Origin of the sequence: Jatrophihabitans sp. (assembly GCF_035474675.1) — a bacterium.
In the GTDB taxonomy this organism is placed as follows: domain Bacteria; phylum Actinomycetota; class Actinomycetes; order Mycobacteriales; family Jatrophihabitantaceae; genus Jatrophihabitans_A.
Genome location: NZ_DATINC010000114.1, coordinates 1 through 17,402 on the forward strand (window position 1 = coordinate 1; position 17,402 = coordinate 17,402).

The window sequence follows — 17,402 nt, forward strand, 5'->3', positions numbered from 1 at the left end:
GACCATGTTGCGGCCGTCCTGCTTGGGCGATGACTCCACGAAACCGAGGTCGGTGATGTCCTCGGCGAGCTTCTGCAGCAACCGGAACCCGAGTTCCGGCCGGGACTGCTCACGACCGCGGAACATGATCGTGATCTTGACTTTGTCGCCTTGCTTGAGGAACCGCTCGACGTGACCCTTCTTGGTCTCGTAGTCGTGCGGGTCGATCTTCGGCCGGAGCTTCATTTCCTTGATCACGGTCAGAGCCTGGTTGCGCCGGGCCTCGCGGGCCTTCTGGGCGCTCTCGTACTTGAACTTGCCGTAATCCATGAGCTTGCAGACCGGCGGTCGAGCCATCGGCGCCACCTCGACCAGGTCGAGGTCGGCTTCGGCGGCGAGTTCCAGCGCCTTGCCGATCGGCACGATGCCGACCTGCTCGCCCTCTGGCCCGACTAGGCGGACCTCGGGAACGCGAATCCGGTCGTTGATCCGGGGTTCAGAGCTGATGTGGCCTCCTAGGTTGTGCTGCCTGGACGAAGGCCACTGCGTGCCCGAGACGTCCCCGGCACAGCACAACGGCCCCGCTGCAACCAATGCAGTCGGGGCCGGAGACATTCCATAACGATCCGAGCGGACCCGCCGGGCCGGCTGCTGCCGGTGGACGGGTGCCGCTGACACCGCCCGGAGGCGGCGCCGGACCGAACCCGGCTGCCCGGAGGCGGCGCGGGTGGGAAACCGTGGCTTCCGCTTGCACACCAGAGCCGTGCGGCAGCACGGACCTGGCGGGTCGCGTATGCAAGGGTAGCAGCGTGAGCACCGAGGGCCCAAACGCCGCACCAACCGGGCACGACGGCGGAGCCGGGCCGGCCGGTCCCGAGGCGGTCCGCGAGCTGGCGACGATACCCGCCGTCGAGGTGATCACCCGCGCCGCGGTGATGCTGATGAGCGCCGCCGCCGAGAAGCTGGGACTCGCCTCCGACGGCCAGCGCTACCTCGACCTGGACGAGGCACGCCGGCTGATCGAGGCCTACGCCGGCCTGCTGGGCGCCGCCCAGGCCGATCTCGGGGTGCACCGGCAGCCGCTGCTGGCCGGGCTCAGGTCGCTGCAGCAGGCGTTCCGGGACGCCTCGCCGTACCCGGACCAGCCGGGCCAGGGGCCGGGAGAAAAGTCCGGCTTCTAGTGCTTTGCCGGTACCGCCTCTGATGACGGCGCGTAATTGAAGCAGGAAAATTTGTAAACTCTGTGTGACACGCCGTTAATTTGGCTTAAGCTGCTGTCCGGCGGGGGGCCGACAAGCAAGCGATTCAGGGAAGTTTTCGACGTGACTCGACGCTCCACCTCGTCTCCGTTCCGTGCCCCCCGGCTGTCCGGGATAGCCCGCCTGGCCCGTACCGCCGGTTGCGCGACCGTGATCGCCAGCGTGGCGATCCTCGGCGGCACCTGCGCGGTGGCCGAGGCGGCCACCCCCAGCGACCCGGTCGGCTACCTCGACCTGGCCGTGCCCAGCGGGTCCACCGGGATCACCGTGCAGGGCTGGGCCGCCGACCCCGACAACCTCGCGCTGCAGCTGACCGTGCAGACCACCCTGGACGGCGCCCCCGCGGGCTCCGCGATCACCGCGGTGTCGCGGCCGGACGTGGTCAAGGCCATCGGCACCGGTCCGACCCCCGGTTTCGCGATGACGCTGGCCGCCGCCCCCGGCGGCCACACCGTGTGCGTCAGCGCGGTCAACGTGGCGGCCGGCGCCGACACCTCGCTGGGTTGCCGGCAGGTCACCGTGCCGCCGCCGGTCAGCAGCACCCCGACCGGCAGCGAGATCGCCGCGCACTCCCCCGTCGGCCTGCTGGAGAAGGTGAGCGCCAACGGCAACACCGTCACCCTGACCGGCTGGGCCGCCGACCCGGACAACCTCACCCAGCCGCTGAAGATCCTGGCCGGCCACGACGGCAGCCCCGCTACCGTCACCTCGGCGAAGGTGGTGTCCCGGCCCGACATCGCGCTGGCCCAGAACGTCGGTGACAACCAGGGATTCTCGGTGACCATCACCCTGAGCACCGGCAACCACCTGGTGTGCGCCGCGGCCACCAACATCGGCGTCGGGGTGAACCGGCAGCTCGGCGCCTGCCTCAAGCTCTACGTCGGCTACACCGCCGCCCAGATCGCCGCGCACAGCCCGTCCGGCGCGCTGGAGGCGGCCCGCACCCAGAGCGCCACCAACCTCGGCGTGCGCGGCTGGGCCTCCGATCCGGACAACCGGGCCGCCTCGATCCAGGTGGTGGCCTACTTAGACGGCAAGGCGGCGATCACCGCCACCGCCGCCATCCCGCGCCCGGACCTGGTGGAGAGCCAGCAGGTCGGGCCGGCGGCCGGCTACTCGCTGTCCATCCCGGCACCGGCCGGCTCGCACAACGTGTGCGTGTGGGCGGTGAACATCGGCATCGGGAACAACAAGTTCCTCGGCTGCGCGGCGCTGAGCAACCCGGCGGTGACCATGCTGCCCGGCCCGGCACCGGCCACCCCGGCCGCCAACACCAAGGTGGTCACGCTGGCCACGACCTTCATCGGCAAGCCCTACGTGTGGGGCGGCGCCAGCCCGACCACCGGCTTCGACTGCTCCGGCCTGGTGCAGTACAGCTACCGGACGGCGGCCGCGTTCACCACCCCGCGGACCGCCCAGGACCAGTTCAAGGCGGCCCGGATGATCCCGGCCGTGCGGGCGGTGCCCGGTGACCTGGTCTTCTACCACGACAACACCGGCTCGGTGTACCACGTCGGGATGTACACCGGACCCGGCATGACGGTCGCCGCGATCGACCCGGCGCACGGGGTGCGGGCCCAGTCGATCTGGGACAGCACCGCCACCTTCGGCAGCTTCACCCACTCCTGACGGCTTCGAGCCGGCCTGGCGCGTTGCCGGGCCGGCTCGGAACCGGGCCGGCTACTCGGCCGGCGTGGGATGGGTGGCGGCGAACAGCGCCCGCAACCCCTGCATGACCGCGACGCTGCGCTCGCCGTCGCCGCGCTGCACGGCATACAGCGCGATCAGCTCGTCCCCGGGCAGCACCAGCCGGGCGAAGCGCGCCTTGGACGGGAACTCCACCCCGACCACCAGGTCCCAGTCCACGTGCCGGTACCCGCCGAAGAAGCCCCGGCAGTCCACCCCCCGGGCATCGGCGCGCAGCCGGGGCCGGGTCACCGACAGGATGACCAGCGCGACCAGCAGGCCGGTGCCGGCGATGCCGACCTGGTCGGCGACGGTGAAGCCGACCCCGTCGTCGGAGGTGCTGCGCAGGATCAGCGCGGCCACCGTGAACAGCGCCAGCACCGCGACCGCGCCCAGCACCGCGTACCGGACCGCCCGGACCGGCCGGGCGGTGACCAGCCGGGGCCCCACCTGCTCGTGGGCGGTGCCGGGCTCGCTCATCCGGTGCTCACCAGTGCTCACAGCCGGCGCACCTCACAGTCGACAAGCTTCATAGCCGACACGCATGAATGTCGGTGACCAGGATGGCCCGGGCGCCGATCTCCCACAGCTCGTCCATGATCCGGTTGGTGTCGCGGCGCGGCACCATCGCGCGTACCGCCGACCAGCCCGGGGTACGCAGCGGCGAGACGGTCGGCGACTCGAAGCCGGGGGTGACCGCCACCGCCCGCTCCACCAGGGTGTCGGCGATGTCGTAGTCCATCAGCACGTACTGGCGGGCGATCAGCACCCCCTGCAGCCGCCGGACCAGCTGGTCCACCGCCGCCGACGGTGCCGCCCCGGACCGGCGGACCAGTGCTGCCTGCGAGTGGAACAGCGGGTCGCCGAAGACCTCCAGGCCGGCGCCTCGCAGCGTGGTGCCGGTCTCCACCACGTCGGCGATCACGTCGGCGACGTCGAGCCGGACGGCGGTCTCGACGGCGCCGTCCAGCCGGATCACCTCCGCGGAGATGCCCTGCTCGGCCAGGTAGTGCGCCAGCAGCCCGGGATAGGCGGTGGCGATCCGGCAGCCCTGCAGGTCGGCCAGGGTGCGACCGGAACCGGTGCCGGCCGCGAACCGGAAGGTGGAGCCGGCGAAGCCCAGCGGCAGGATCACCTCGGCCCGGGCGCCGGAGTCCAGCAGCAGGTCCTCGCCGGTGATCCCGACGTCCAGCCGGCCGGAGCCGACGTACAGGGCGATGTCGCGGGGCCGGAGGAAGAAGAACTCGGTGTTGTTGTCCGGGTCCTGCAGCACCAGTTCGCGGGTGTCGCTGCGCTGGCGGTAGCCGGCCTCGCGCAGCATGTCGCTGGCGGGCTCGGACAGCGTGCCCTTGTTCGGCACGGCCACCCGGAGCGGGTCGGTGGCGGTTGCGTCGGCTGGCATCGGGAGCTCTACAGGTACCGGTAGACGTCGTCGAGGGTGAGGCCCTTGCCGAGCATCAGCACCTGGACCCGGTAGAGCAACTGGCTGATCTCCTCCGCGGTGCGCTCGGCGGACTCGTACTCGGCCGCCATCCAGGCCTCGGCGGCCTCCTCCAGCACCTTCTTGCCCTGGGCGTGCACCCCGCCGTCCAGGGCGGCGACGGTAGCCGAGCCCGGCGGGCGGTCGGCCTGCCGCCGGGTCAGCTCGGCGAAGAGGTCGTCGAAGGTCTTCATCGACGCTCCAGCCTACGGCCGGCCGAGCGGCCCGGCCGGGCCGGGTAGGCCGATCGGGCCGGCCGGCCGGGCCGCCAGGGCGGGTGCGGGACGCGGCGTCAGGAGCCGGTGTCGATGATGGCGGCCACCGGGCCGCCGCCGTCCGGGCCCTGGTGGGCCGCCGAGACCGAGACGAACACCGCCGGGTCGCCGGTCACCGAGGCCGCCACCCCGCCGACCGCGGCCTTGATCTGGCGGTGCCAGTGCACGTCGGAGTCGTCCAGCATGGCGTTGCGCCGGCCGCGCACCGCGCCGTCGGAGCTGGCCTCGCACTTGAGGAAGACGTTGACCAGCCGGCCGCCGATGTCGGACGGGTGCGGGCGCTCGGGCAGGTCCAGGCCGGCGTCGCGGATCGCCGCCCAGATGCCGTCGGCGTCCAGGGCGTCGGTCATCACCCCGTGCCCGATCCGGTACCGGCCGCCGATGCCGCGGGCGTTGCCGACCACCACCACCTGGGCCCGGTCCAGCTCCACCCCGGACGAGCAGGAGGCCACCGAGGAGTACAGCGAGCGGTCGCGCATCACGTCGGCGTCGCTGGGCATCTCGATCTCGCCCAGCGCCACCGCCACGCCGAGGGCGGTGCAGCCGTTGGAGACGTCCATCGAGTGCAGGGTGTCCTCGGTGAAGACGTCCTTGCCGCGGCTCTTGGCGTCGCGGATGGTGTCGATGGTCAGCAGCGGCGTCTTGGTCTGGACGTAGTGCACGTCGGCCGGGTCGGTGATGCCGGCCTTGTCCATCGCCTCGGTGACCGCCGCGGCCACCTTGCTGATCATGGCGGTGCGGCCGATGTCCTCGGGCAGCAGCACCTCGCTCATCGCGAAGCCCACGGTCAGCCGCGGCTCGTCGGAGGCCGGAGCCGATGCCGGATCGGTAGTGGCGAAGATCGTGGCGTGCGGGGAGATGATGCCGTCGGTGCCGCCGGACCAGACGATCGGGATCTGCTTGACCTGCTCGGGCGAGCGGCTGCCGTGCGCCACGATCGCCTCCCGGAAGGCCCGGTCGGCGATGATCCGGGTGTAGTCGTTCACCCCGCCGTTGCCCTCGGTCTTGCCGATCACCGCCACCACCCGGTCGGCCTCGAGCACCCCGTCGGCCAGAAGCGCGGTGAACTCGCTGGCGTCGGTCACGCTGTGCAGCGCGACCTTGCGTACCTCGATCGGGTCTGGCATGCGGTCTCTCCTGTCGGTTCGGTTCGTGGTTCTGCTGGTGCTGCTGGCCTCTGCGCGGACGGTGCCCGGCTCAGACCGGGTCGAGCCGGTCCGGATGCACGATAGTGCCGGCGGTGCCGGCCAGTGCCGCGGCGATGGCACCCAGCGACGTGATGGCGGCGGGCTTGCCGCTGCGGCGGGCGAACCGGCAGGCGGCCAGCACCTTCGGCTCCATGCTGCCGCTGGTGAATTCGCCCCGGGCGATCAGGGCCTCCAGCTCGCCGACCCCGATGCCAGTCAGCGGCCTGGCGTGCTCGGTGCCCCAGCCCAGCACCGCGTGCTCGACGTCGGTGGCGATCACCAGCCGGTCGGCCGCCAGGGTGCCGGCCAGCAGCGCCGCGGTCAGGTCCTTGTCGATGACGGCCTCCACGCCGCGGTATCCGCTGGGACTGCCGTCGGCCACCACCGGAATGCCGCCGCCACCCGAGCACACCACCGCGAAGCCGGCGGCCAGCAGGGCGAGCACGGCGGGCGCGTCCAGGCAGCGCACCGGCTCGGGCGAGGCGACCACCCGGCGCCAGCCTCGCTCGCCGCGGTCCTGCCAGTGCTGGCCGTGCCCGGCCATCACGGCCGCCTCGGCCTGGCTGAGGTAGCGCCCGATCGGCTTGGACGGGGCGGCGAAGCCGGGGTCGTCGGCGGCGACCTCGGTACGCGAGACCACGGTCGCGGTGCGCACCTTCGAGCCGCGGGCGGCCAGCGCCCGGTCCAGGGCATTGAGCATCAGCAGGCCGACGGTGGCCTGGGTCTGGGCACCGCACCAGTCCAGCGGCACCGGCGGCACCACCGCGGCGGCCAGCTCGTTCTTGACCAGCAGGTTGCCCACCTGCGGGCCGTTGCCATGGGTCAGCACCACCTGGTGGCCGGCCGAGATCAGCTCGGCGACCGGCTCGACGGCGGTCTCGATGGCGGCCTGCTGGTCGGCCGGCCGCGCCGAGCCGTCGGCAGCGGTCATCGCGTTGCCGCCCACCGCGATCACCACGCGCACCTGTGCCCCCCTTCCGCCGTGTCGCCGGGCTGTGCGGCGCTCAGCTTGCCAAGGCCCGGCCGGCACGACACCGGCGATCATCGCCCAACCGTCCCCGCATTGTTGGCAACGGCATTCCAGCGCGGGGACTCCCGGCTTGCGGTGCCCGCCGTCCGTGCTGCCCTGACCGCCCGGCGCTAGCGGGCTGGCACTGTAACAAATCCATCTCACATTTAAGGGTTTTGTCCGATTTAAGCTATTTTCGATTCTCATCACAGGGCCGGGAGAGGTTCCCGGCGAGGGCCATGAACCCTGAACAGCACGGGACGAAGCATGGCCGCTAGGTGAGGGAGAGAACCATGTTCGATCGCAGACGATGGCCGGTAGCCGGGCTGCTGGCCGGCGTGCTGGCAGCAGGCGTGGCCGTCGGGGCACCCGCCCAGGCTGCCGCACCGGCGGGCCTGGCGCAGGCGAGCACCACCACCGTGTCGGCGTCCGCCCCCGGGCTGGCGGCAACCTACTGGACGGCCGACCGGATGGCCCACGCGCTGCCCGGCGACCTGCTGGCCCCGAAGGCCGGTGCCGCCTCGACGCCGGCGCCCCGCACCGGCGCGCCCGGTTCGGTGGCCCCCTCGAAGGCCACCAAGCCGGTAAAGGCTCCCGGGTCGGCGCACGCACGCGCCGGGGACGTCTCGACGCTCGCCGTGTCCGCCTCGGCGACGGTGGGCCGGGCGTTCTTCCACAACCAGACCAACGGCCTGGACTACTCGTGCTCGGCCTCGGCGCTCAACAGCGGCTCCAAGGAACTGGTGCTGACCGCCGGGCATTGCGTGCACGGTGGCGCCGGCGGCACCTGGCATTCGAACTGGGTGTTCGTGCCGCTGTACAACTACGGTTCCCAGCCGTACGGCCAGTGGTCGGCCAAGTACTTCACCACCTTCAACTCGTGGATGTCGAGTTCCGACCTCAACCGCGACGTCGGCATGGTGACCATGTGGCCCAACGGTTCCGGCGCGCTGGTGAACGTGGTCGGCGGCAACGGGCTGGCTTGGAACTGGGGCTTCTACAACCCGATCACGATCCTCGGCTACCCGGCGCAGCCTCCCTACGACGGCGGCTGGCAGCAGTACTGCCAGGGCACCACGACCCGGTTCGGCAGCGAGTACAAGGTGGCGCTGCAGTGCGGGTTCACCGGCGGCTCATCCGGCGGACCGTGGCTGCTGCAGTACGACAACAACACCGGGCTGGGCTACGCCAACGGCGCCATGTCGACCCTGGAACCGTCCACCGGGTGGAACCGGGCCTCCTACTTCGACGACGCGGTCTACAACATGTACGCCTCGGTGGCCAACCTCACCTGATCCTGCCGGGCGCGCGGCCCTGACCCGCGCCCGTTCCCGCCAGTCGGTGGCGGCCGGTCCTGCCGGCCGCCACCGACGCGCGTCCGGGCCGGCCGGCAGAGCGGCGCCGGATGTGAGCTGCGCCTCGTTCGCCGGCAACCGGGAACCGGCCGGCCCCCGGACGGGACTAGTCCGGCACCGATCACATCGAAGTCGAAGGAGCCGCACATGAGGCGTCCCCGCCGGGGCCTGAGCATCGCCGTCACGCTGGCCGTCGTCTGGCTGGCCGGGTTCGCCGGCGCCGGAGCCGCCTCGGCGCACGTGAGCGTGTCCAGCCCGGGCGCGGTGCAGGGCGGCTACGCCAGCATCGTGTTCAAGGTGCCCACCGAGTCGGCGACGGCGAGCACCACCGGGCTGAAGGTGCAGCTGCCGGCCGACCAGCCGCTCGCCTCGGTGTCGGTGCTGCCGGTTCCCGGCTGGAGCTACACGGTGACCAAGGCGAAGCTGGCCACCCCGATCAGCTCCGACGACGGCGACATCACCGAGGCGGTCAGCGTGATCGAGTGGAAGGCCGCCAGCGCCGCCACCGCCATCAAGCCCGGCGAGTTCAACCAGTTCGTGATCAGCGCCGGCCCGCTGCCCAAGGCGGCGGCCATGACCTTCAAGGCGATCCAGGCCTACAGCGACGGCTCGACGGTCTCCTGGATCGAGCAGGCCGCGCAGGGCAGCACCGCCGAGCCCGAGCATCCGGCGCCCACCCTGACGCTGGCCGCGGCCGGCGCCTCGTCGGCACCGCCGTCCTCGGCCGCGCCGACGGCGTCCGCGGCCACCACCGCCAGTTCCGCGGACGAGGGCAACGGGCGGGCCACCACCGCGCTGGTGCTGGCGATCGTGGCGCTGCTGCTCGGCGCGGCGGCCCTCACCCTGGCCGGCCTCGGCAGGCGGTCCGGCCGGCCGTCCTGACTCCTCGGCGGGACCTGGCCCGCACCGGAGGTCAGTAACCGCGCGGCCGGGCGGCCAGCGCACCGGACGGGCTGCCGACGGCGGCGGTGACGAACGCCAGGTTGGTGGCGTCCTCGATCCACACCGCCATCGCCGAGCTGCTGTGGTCCAGCGGGGCCGGGGACCGCTTGGTGGCGAAGTGGCGACGGCTGCGCTCGATGTCCCAGGAGTGGTAGAGGAAACACAGCATCGGCGGGTCGGCGCGCAGGTTGTAGCCGCCGGTGTCGGCAGCGTCGGCGCTGCCCTGCATGATCGCCCCGATGTAGCTGATCGCCCCGACCGGATCGCTCAGCAGGGCCGACCGGGCAGCCTCGGTCTGGGCGGGCAGGTAGCCCAGGGACTCGACCTGCTGCGAAGCCGGCGTGCCGATGTAGGCGGTGTTGTGCACCTTGCCCGGGCCGGACCACTGGCGCAGGGTGGTGCCGCCGGCGACGTTGTGCAGCGCCTCCCAGGCGATGGCCGCCGCGATCGCCCGCCGGTCCACGCCGTGCCGGGTCTCGGCGGCGCCGATCACCCCGCTGTAGCGGCCCAGCCAGGAGCCGACCCGGGCGCGCGGGGTCGGTCCGGCCGGTGCGTCGGTCAGCTCCCAGGACAGTCCGCCGCCGCCGGCTGACCGGGTGCCGGCCGGCGGTGCGCCGGCGCCCGGCACCGGGATCGGCGGCAGCGCCGCCTGCGGCGCGCCGGCGCCGGGGAAGCCACGCACGTACCGGCCGTAGCTGGCCCGGATCGCCTGCCGGGTGACGACCAGCCGGCCCGCGTCGACCGGGTCGGCGGTGCCGAGCTCGGCCAGTGCGTCGGCGAAGGCCAGCGGCGGCGCCTCGTGCAGGTCCCAGGCCGCGTGCATGGCGTGGATCAGGGCGAGCACGTCGGCCCGGCGGTTCGGCTGGCCGGGACCGATCCCGCCGGCGACGCTGAGGCCGCCGTACAGGGCGCCGGCCACCGGGGCGGGGATCGTGTCGACGGCCGGCATCCGGTCGATCGCCCCGTTCAACAGGCGGATCCTGCTGGTGGCCACCTCCGACCCGGGCGGCTGCTGGGCCACCGCCGGCTGCTCGGCGGCGTAGTCGGCGTTGGTGAGCAGCCACAGCAGGTGCATCCGGTCCATCACCTGCAGGACGTCCTCGCGGGTGTTGGCCGCCGGGCCGGGAGCATCGCTGACGGTACGGCCGTTGCCGACGTCCAGCCGGCTCAGCCGGATCGGGGCCGGGCCGGCCGGGACGGCCAGCTCGGCAAGCGGGCCGGACGGGCTGTCTGACCGGGAGCGGTGCACCGGGGCGCCGCCACGCGGGCGGGTCCGCGACGGCGGCGGCGCCGGGCAGCTGGAGTCACGGTAGGCAACCGCCGGCGCCACCCCGCTGATGATCACGTCGGTGGTCCGGATGACGTTGCCGTTGACCAGCCGGGCCATCCACTGCGGGACCCGGATGCAGCCGTGCGAGGCGGGGCGTCCGGTCACCGGCTGGGAGTCGTGGATGCCGATGCCCCGGTCGTTGCCCTGGGCATCCTGCACGCCGAGGTCGACGTAGTAGGACATGTGGTCCCCGTGGCCGTTGACGTAGTTGGCGTCGCCCCGGAACGTCGGGTGGAAGGTGCCGGACGGGGTGCAGTTCAGCCCGTTGTTGCCCGGGCACGGCGGGGACGAGGTGCACGGCCGGCCCCGGCCGGAGGATGCCGACGCACTCTGGTCCGGGCTGCGGTCGCTCCAGTGCACCGTGATGCTCTGCGGCACGGCCAGCCGGATGTCGATCCGGGTGATCCAGCGGCGGGCGCTGGCCGGTATCGGCAGCTGCGTCCGGTTGGTCGGTGGCGGTGCGGCGGGCTGCTTGGCCTTGCGCTGCACCGCCGCGCTGGCAAGCACCGCCGGAGAGCCGGCGGACTGCTGGGGATCGGCAGGCTGCGGGTTGTCGGCAAGCTGCTGGGTGTCGGAAGGCAGCGGGTGGTCGCCGGCGGCCGGCTCGGGATCCAGTTCGTCGGGCGAGCCGGCGACCGCCAGGATCGGGCCGCCGACCGGAGCGTCCCCGTCCCATGCCTCGTCCGGTGCGGCGGCGGCCGGCGCCTCGTCCGGTGCGGCGGTGGCCGGCTCGGCAGCGGCCTGGCCGCCCTCGGCTGCCACCGCCCGGGCCACCGCGGGCCGGGCAGTGGCCAGGCCGGCGGCGCCGCGTCCGGCCTCGATCCGGTCGGCCACCGCGTCGGCCGCCCGCTCGGCCGGATCCTCGGGTGAACTGAGCCGGCTGGCGGCCGACGCCTGCGGCACGGACCGGTTCTGCACCACGTGCGCCAGCTCGTGGGCGAGCAACCGGTTGCCGCCGCCGGCCAGCCCGCCGGCGCCGAACACGATGTGTTTGCCGACGGTGTAGGCCCGCGCACCGATGGACTCGGCGGCGTCCCGGGCGGCGCCGTCGTCGTGGACGCGCACGTCGGTCAGGTCGGTGCCGAACCAGTGACCGGCCTGCCGTTGCTGCGCGCCGGACAGCGGCCGGCCGGCGCCACCGGCCACCGCGATCGCCGCCGCGGTGGCCGCGTGCTGGTTCTCCGCCGCCGGGGCGGGGCGCTCCGCCATCCGGAAGAGGCGGGACCTCGTCATAGGCTCTCCCGGGAGCGCCACCCCGTGGCACGTCTCTGTTGCGAGGCCCGAGTCTGTTCCGGACGCGTCACCTCTGCGTTGCGACTCCGGCCGTCCGGGCGGTTCGGACGTGCCGTGCCAGCGCGTCAGTCCGGCCGGGCCAGCAGCAGCTCGAAGACCGCCGCCTCCAGGTCCGGCCCGAGCCGCAGCGCCTGCAGCTGCGAGAGCCGGGTGGCCAGCGGAGCATCCGCGGTGGCGGCGGCATAGAGCCGGGTCTTGACGTCGTAGGACAGCTGGGCCCGGTGCACCAGGGCGAACAGCCGGTCGGCCACGTCGTTGGCGGCCAACCGGGGCCGCTCACCCACGCTCACCCGGACCGCCGCAGTCACCGGCACGTCCGCGACCCGGACGCTGGTACGCCGGCCGGCCCGCGACACCTCGGCCGCCACCGGCGTGCCGTCCACCGTGACGGCCGGCTCCCCCGCCACCTGGCAGGCCAGGAAGGTCAGCGTCCAGTCCCGCCGGGCCGGCAGGCAGCCGGTGTTGCCCTCGGCCGGCCCGACCTGCAGCACCCCGTCGGCCTGGCCGAACCGGATCGGGGTGCGCACCCAGCGGGCCGGCTCGTCACCCGGCCCGACGCCGTCGTCCTCGACCAGGTCGAAGGAGCCGTCGTCGCCGACCACCACCAGCACCTCGAGCGCGGCCGGGTTGTCGCCGGCGGTGTTGCCGGGCACCTCGGCGGCGTCCAGCGGGACGATCGCGCCGGCCGTGGCCAGCACCGGGATACCGTCCAGGCCGCGGTGCAGCCGCATCTCCCGGTCGCCGTCGTAGACCAGCTCGGTGAACACGTCGACCCAGCTGCCCGGTGGCAGCCAGCCGGTGACCGAGCCGAGCAGCAGCTGCCGGTCGGCGGGGGTGGTGATCGGTGCGACGATCAGCTGGCTGCCGAAGGCGTACTGGTTGCGGGCCCGGTAGGCCTCCTCGGCGTCGGGGTGGGAGTAGTACATCGGCGTCGCCAGCGGCACGCCGGCATGCGCGGCCCGGTGGTTCATCGCGTGCAGGTAGGGCAGCAACCGGTGCCGCAGCCGCAGCGCCGCGGTCATCGCCCGCTCCGCCTCCCGGCCGAACTGCCAGGGCTCCTTGCTGGTGAAGGGGCTGAGCACCGAGTGCAGCCGGTTGATCGGCGAGAACACCCCGAGCTGCACCCAGCGGGTGGCCAGCTCGTCGTCCTTGACGCCGCCCATGTGGCCGCCGATGTCGTGGCTCCACCAGCCGTAGCCGATATTGGCGGCGGTTGCGGTGAACTCCGGCTGGAAGTCCAGCGACGCCCAGGTGGTGATGGTGTCGCCGGAGAAGCCGATCGGGTAGCGGTGGCTGCCCGGACCGGCGTAGCGGGAGAAGGTCAGCGGCCGCCGGCCGTTCCGGGCGCTGTCGAGGAAGTGGAAGTGGTTGAGCATCCACAGCGGATCGATGCCGGCGACCCGGCTGTGCAGTCCCTGCTGCCAGTCCAGCCACCAGAAGTCGACCCCCTGCTCCTCCAGCTGCCGGTGCAGGATGTCGAAGTAGGCCACCAGGAACTCCGGATCGGTGACGTCGAAGGCGATCGGGCGCTCGGTGGCCGGGTCGATCCCCAGCGCCTTGGCCATCGCGGGGTAGGCCTCCTCGTAGGCCCGGACGCCGTCGGCCGGGTGGTCGTTGAGGGTGACCATCAGCCCGCGCTCGTGCAGCTCGCGCAGGAACGCCGGCGGGTCTTCGAACAGCTCGCGGTTCCAGGTGTAGCCGGTCCAGCCGCTGCCGTAGCGCGGGTCGACGTCGACCAGGTGCCAGTCCATGTCCAGCACCGCCACCGCGAACGGAATGCCCTCGGCGGCGAACCGGTCCAGCAGCGTCCGGTACTCCCCGGCGCTGTAGCGGTGGTAGCGGCTCCACCAGTTGCCCAGCGCCCAGCGGGGCAGCAGCGGTTGCGGCCCGGACAGCGCGTACAGCGCCCGCAGCGCCGCCGGGTAGTCCCGGCCGTAGCCGAAGAAGTAGAGGTCCAGCGCACTGCCGGTGCGCGGGCGGACCCAGCCGTCGGCGTCGAGCAGCAGGGTGCGCGAGTCGTCGATCACGGCGAAGCCGTTGCGCGAGAGCACCCCCGGCTCCACCGGCAACCGGCCATCGACCATGTCCAGGGTGCGCGCGGTGCCGCCGAGGTTGCCGTCGCCGCCGTTCGGGGACTCGCCGTAGCGCCACACGCTGTGCCAGCTGCTCACCCCGCCGCGGACCTGCACCGACAGCCCCGAGGTGCTGAACGGGCCACGGTCATAGACCAGGTGCAGCCGCTCGGTCAGCACCTCCAGGTGCGGGCCCTCGTCGATCACCTGGAAGTCCGGCACCGGCAGCTCGCGGTTGATCGCGAATGCCGAGGCCTGGTCGGCGAACTGCCCGTCGGCGGACCATTCCAGGCGCAGCAGGCCGTCGGCCAGCACGGTGATCCGGTAGTCCGGGCCCTGCACGACGGCCCGCTGATCAGCGACCGGACGGCAGGTCAGGCGGTAGCGCTGATCCATTGCTTCTTTCTACCCGAGGCTCCGAGCGCCCCGGCCGGACGCCTCGGAGGCCGCCGGCCTGACCGGCTAGGCGTCCGGTTCGACCGCGGTGAGCCGTTGTTCCAGGCGCCGGAGCAGGTCGTTGCACTGCCGGACCGCGTCCGGTTCGTCGCCGAGCACGCCGGCCAGCTCGCGGGCCCAGGCCGCGCGCAGCACCGCCAGGTTGGTGGCGGCCCGCTCGCTGGGGTGCACTCCGATCCCGCGGCCGGCGGCGGCGGTGCGGGTCACCATGCCCTTGTCCTCCAGGGCGCGCAGCGCGGTGCTGACGTTGGTGCGCTGCAACCGGGCGCGGCGGGCGATCTCGCTCGGCGCCGAACCGGGGTGCAGGTCGACCAGCCGCATCACGGTGCGCTCGGTGTCGGTGAGCGCAACCACCTCATCCCCGGACGGCGTCCGGGCCCGGACCAGGCGGCTGACGTTGAGGATCAGCTGGGCCAGCTCGGACAGGGCATCGTCAGAGGCGCTGTCAGCGGTACTGCGCGGGGCACCATCAGGGGCGTCCGGGGTCAACAGTCGCACCTCCTGGTGATTATGCGTACATTATTATCTGTGCATAACGGTACTGCCGCCGGGCCGGCCATGACCACCGCTACCCGGGTGAAGCTGGCACTGCTGCTCGGATCGCTCGCCGCGTTCGGACCGCTCACCATAGACATGTACCTGCCCGCCCTGCCGGGAATGGCGCGCAGCCTGCACTCCGAACCCGGCACCATCCAGCTGACCCTGACGGTGTTCGTGATCGGCCTGGCCGCCGGCCAGCTGGTGGTCGGGCCGCTGTCGGACGCCTGGGGACGCCGCCGGCCGCTGCTGGCCGGCATCGCGCTCTACGCCACCAGCTCGGTGCTCTGCGCGCTGGCTCCCACCGCGGGCTGGCTGATCGGCGGCCGGGTGCTGCAGTCCTTCGGCGCCGCCGCCGCGATCGTGCTGTCCCGGGCGATCGTCCGGGACCTCTTCGACGGCATCGCCATGACCCGGTTCTTCTCCACGCTGATGCTGGTCAACGGCGTCGCGCCGGTGGTGGCGCCGGTGATCGGCAGCCAGCTGCTGGCGATCGCGAGCTGGCGCACCGTCTTCGTGGTCCTCACCGCCGTCGGGGCCGTGCTGTTCCTGGCGGTGCTGCTGGCGCTGCCGGAGAGCCTGCCCGTCCCGCGCCGGCAGTCCGCCGACCTGACCGCCCGGCTGCGCACCTTCGCCGCCCTGGGCCGCGACTCGGACTACCTGCGCCACGTGCTGGCGGCGGCGCTGATGTTCTCCGCCATGTTCGCCTACATCTCCGGATCGTCCTTCGTGCTGCAGCAGGCCTACGGGCTGAGCGCGGCGCAGTTCAGCGTGGTCTTCGGCGTCAACGGCCTCGGCATCGTGATCTTCGGCCAGCTCAACGGTCTGCTGGTCGGCCGGGTTGCCACCGAGCACGGCATGCTGGTCACCGGCCTGTCGGTGGCCGGCGTCGCGAGCCTCGGCGTGCTGCTGGCCACCGCGCTCGGCGCGCCGCTGCCGGTGCTGCTGGTCTGCCTGTTCGGAGTGGTGTCGATGGTCGGCCTGGTGCTGGCCAACGCGACGTCGGTGGCGCTGGCCGCGCACGGCGAGCGGGCCGGAGCGGCCTCGTCGCTGCAGGGACTGCTGCAGTTCCTGGTGGCCGGCCTCGCCTCCGCGGCCATGGGCCTGGCAGGACGCGGCAGCCCGGTCGGGATGGGCGTCACCATGTTCGCCTGCGCGGGCGCCGCGCTCGCCGTCTACCTGCTCGGCCGGACCCGGCGCTCCGCTGCCGCGGTCGAAGTCCGGACCGAGCCGGAAACCCTCGCCGCCGCCTGATCTGCCGTTCGCGTTGCCTGATCGTCGATCAGTCGGTGCGGTCGGCCGAGTCCAGCCAGGCCAGGATCTGCTCGGTGTGCTCCCCCAGCATCGGCGGCGGCCGGTGCTGGGTGCGGCCGCCGGCGTCGTAGCGCAGCGGCGGGCCGGGCAGGGTGAGCGCGCCCAGGCTGGGGTGCTCCACCTCGACCAGCAGCCCCTGCGACCGGGTCTGCTCCCACTCATAGACCTCGTCCAGCGAGCGCACCTGGCCGGCCGGGGTGCCGAGCTCGGCCAGGATGGCCATCAGCTCCTCGCGCGAATAGCCGCCGAAGGCGGCGTCGATGGCGGCGATCACCGCCTCCCGGTCGGCGACCCGCTCGGCGTTGCGGGCCCACTCCGGCCGGTCGAGGCCGAACCTGGCCGCGAACGACTGCCACAGCCGGTCGCTGCCGACCGCGATCTGCACCATGCCGTCGGCGGCCGAGAACAGCCCGTACGGGCAGATCGAGGGATGGTGCCGGCCGGCCACCCCGGGCACCTCGCCGGCCACCGTGTACCGGGTGCCCTGGAAGGCGTGCACGCCGACCATGCCGGCCAGCAGCGAGGTGCGCACCACGCTGCCCTTGCCGGTGCGGTGCCGCTCGTGCAGGGCGGCCAGCACCCCGTACGCGCCGTACATGCCGGCCAGCAGGTCCGCGATCGGCACGCCGACCTTGGTGGGGTCGTCGTCCGACGAGCCGGTCAGCGACATCAGCCCGCCCTCGCCCTGGGCGATCTGGTCGTAGCCGGGCCGGCCGCCCTCCGGGCCGTCGTGGCCGAAGCCGGTGATGGACAGGACGATCAGTCGTGGGTTGAGCTCGTGCAGTCTCTGCACGGAGAAACCGAGCCGGTCCAGCACCCCGGTGCGGAAGTTCTCCACCAGCACGTCGGCGTGCCTCACGAGCCGGGTCAGCGTTCCGGCACCAGCCGGGTCCTTCAGGTCGAGGGTGATGGACTCCTTGTTGCGGTTGCAGGACAGGAAGTACGTCGACTCGCGCTCGGCGCCGTCCGGGTGCAGGAACGGCGGGCCCCAGCCGCGCGAGTCGTCGCCGTGCCCGGGTGCCTCGATCTTGATCACCCGGGCGCCCTGGTCGCCGAGCATCATCGCTGCGTGCGGGCCGGCCAGCGCCCGGGACAGGTCGAGCACCAGCAGGCCGGCCAGCGGGCCGTCGGCGGAAGCGGGCTGCTGATCAAGGAGGTCGGTCACCCGACCAGGCTAGGCGGTCCCGATCGCGGATCCTTGCGCAGGACCGGCACAGTTCGGTGCGCA

15 protein-coding genes are annotated in these 17,402 nt (G+C 73.0%); 5 read left to right on the forward strand and 10 right to left on the reverse strand.

The window, feature by feature from the left end; translation table 11 throughout:
* Window positions 1–555: translation initiation factor IF-3 (gene infC, locus VLJ82_RS13455; protein ID WP_408663923.1), on the reverse strand; the 555-nt coding region annotated here is incomplete at its 3' end.
* A gap of 233 nt (window positions 556–788) precedes the next feature.
* Here infC and VLJ82_RS13460 point away from each other — a divergent pair.
* Window positions 789–1,160, forward strand: a complete 372-nt coding sequence (locus tag VLJ82_RS13460; protein ID WP_408663870.1) for a DUF1844 domain-containing protein — start codon at window positions 789–791, stop codon at window positions 1,158–1,160.
* 141 nt (window positions 1,161–1,301) lie between these two features.
* Window positions 1,302–2,867, forward strand: a complete 1,566-nt coding sequence (locus tag VLJ82_RS13465; RefSeq protein ID WP_408663871.1) for a C40 family peptidase — start codon at window positions 1,302–1,304, stop codon at window positions 2,865–2,867.
* 51 nt (window positions 2,868–2,918) lie between these two features.
* Here the strand turns inward: VLJ82_RS13465 and VLJ82_RS13470 are convergent, their stop codons facing one another.
* The 5 genes from VLJ82_RS13470 to VLJ82_RS13490 all read right to left on the reverse strand — a co-directional run bounded on the left by VLJ82_RS13470 (window position 2,919) and on the right by VLJ82_RS13490 (window position 6,830).
* Window positions 2,919–3,425, reverse strand: a complete 507-nt coding sequence (locus VLJ82_RS13470; RefSeq protein ID WP_408663872.1) for a PH domain-containing protein — start codon at window positions 3,423–3,425, stop codon at window positions 2,919–2,921.
* A 28-nt stretch (window positions 3,426–3,453) separates the two neighbouring features.
* A complete protein-coding gene (gene hisG, locus VLJ82_RS13475) occupies window positions 3,454–4,326 on the reverse strand; it encodes an ATP phosphoribosyltransferase (protein ID WP_408663873.1) in 873 nt (290 codons plus the stop codon).
* Window positions 4,327–4,334: 8 nt separating this feature from the next.
* A complete protein-coding gene (locus VLJ82_RS13480) occupies window positions 4,335–4,598 on the reverse strand; it encodes a phosphoribosyl-ATP diphosphatase (RefSeq protein ID WP_408663874.1) in 264 nt (87 codons plus the stop codon).
* A 98-nt stretch (window positions 4,599–4,696) separates the two neighbouring features.
* Complete coding sequence (locus VLJ82_RS13485) at window positions 4,697–5,806, reverse strand: ring-opening amidohydrolase (protein WP_408663875.1); 1,110 nt, start codon at window positions 5,804–5,806, stop codon at window positions 4,697–4,699.
* A 70-nt stretch (window positions 5,807–5,876) separates the two neighbouring features.
* A complete protein-coding gene (locus VLJ82_RS13490) occupies window positions 5,877–6,830 on the reverse strand; it encodes a carbamate kinase (RefSeq protein WP_408663876.1) in 954 nt (317 codons plus the stop codon).
* A gap of 338 nt (window positions 6,831–7,168) precedes the next feature.
* On the opposite strand from VLJ82_RS13490, the gene VLJ82_RS13495 reads away from it, so the two are divergent.
* Window positions 7,169–8,170 carry a hypothetical protein gene (locus VLJ82_RS13495; RefSeq protein ID WP_408663877.1) on the forward strand — a complete coding sequence of 334 codons (1,002 nt, stop codon included), beginning with the start codon at window positions 7,169–7,171 and terminating at the stop codon, window positions 8,168–8,170.
* A 207-nt stretch (window positions 8,171–8,377) separates the two neighbouring features.
* On the forward strand, window positions 8,378–9,112 hold the full coding sequence (locus VLJ82_RS13500; RefSeq protein WP_408663878.1) for a YcnI family protein: 735 nt from the start codon (window positions 8,378–8,380) through the stop codon (window positions 9,110–9,112).
* Between the two features lie 31 nt (window positions 9,113–9,143).
* Here VLJ82_RS13500 and VLJ82_RS13505 read toward each other — a convergent pair whose 3' ends face one another.
* The 3 genes from VLJ82_RS13505 to VLJ82_RS13515 all read right to left on the reverse strand — a co-directional run bounded on the left by VLJ82_RS13505 (window position 9,144) and on the right by VLJ82_RS13515 (window position 14,821).
* A complete protein-coding gene (locus tag VLJ82_RS13505; RefSeq protein ID WP_408663879.1) occupies window positions 9,144–11,735 on the reverse strand; it encodes an eCIS core domain-containing protein in 2,592 nt (863 codons plus the stop codon).
* A gap of 125 nt (window positions 11,736–11,860) precedes the next feature.
* The gene (locus tag VLJ82_RS13510; protein ID WP_408663880.1) at window positions 11,861–14,263 is read right to left on the reverse strand and encodes a glycoside hydrolase family 31 protein; all 2,403 of its coding nucleotides are present in this window, start codon (window positions 14,261–14,263) and stop codon (window positions 11,861–11,863) included.
* A 66-nt stretch (window positions 14,264–14,329) separates the two neighbouring features.
* Window positions 14,330–14,821, reverse strand: a complete 492-nt coding sequence (locus VLJ82_RS13515; RefSeq protein WP_408663881.1) for a MarR family winged helix-turn-helix transcriptional regulator — start codon at window positions 14,819–14,821, stop codon at window positions 14,330–14,332.
* A gap of 60 nt (window positions 14,822–14,881) precedes the next feature.
* On the opposite strand from VLJ82_RS13515, the gene VLJ82_RS13520 reads away from it, so the two are divergent.
* Complete coding sequence (locus tag VLJ82_RS13520) at window positions 14,882–16,114, forward strand: multidrug effflux MFS transporter (RefSeq protein ID WP_408663882.1); 1,233 nt, start codon at window positions 14,882–14,884, stop codon at window positions 16,112–16,114.
* A 28-nt stretch (window positions 16,115–16,142) separates the two neighbouring features.
* On the opposite strand, the gene VLJ82_RS13525 is transcribed toward VLJ82_RS13520, so the two are convergent.
* Window positions 16,143–17,339, reverse strand: a complete 1,197-nt coding sequence (locus VLJ82_RS13525; RefSeq protein WP_408663883.1) for a CaiB/BaiF CoA transferase family protein — start codon at window positions 17,337–17,339, stop codon at window positions 16,143–16,145.
* Window positions 17,340–17,402: the final 63 nt, after the last annotated feature.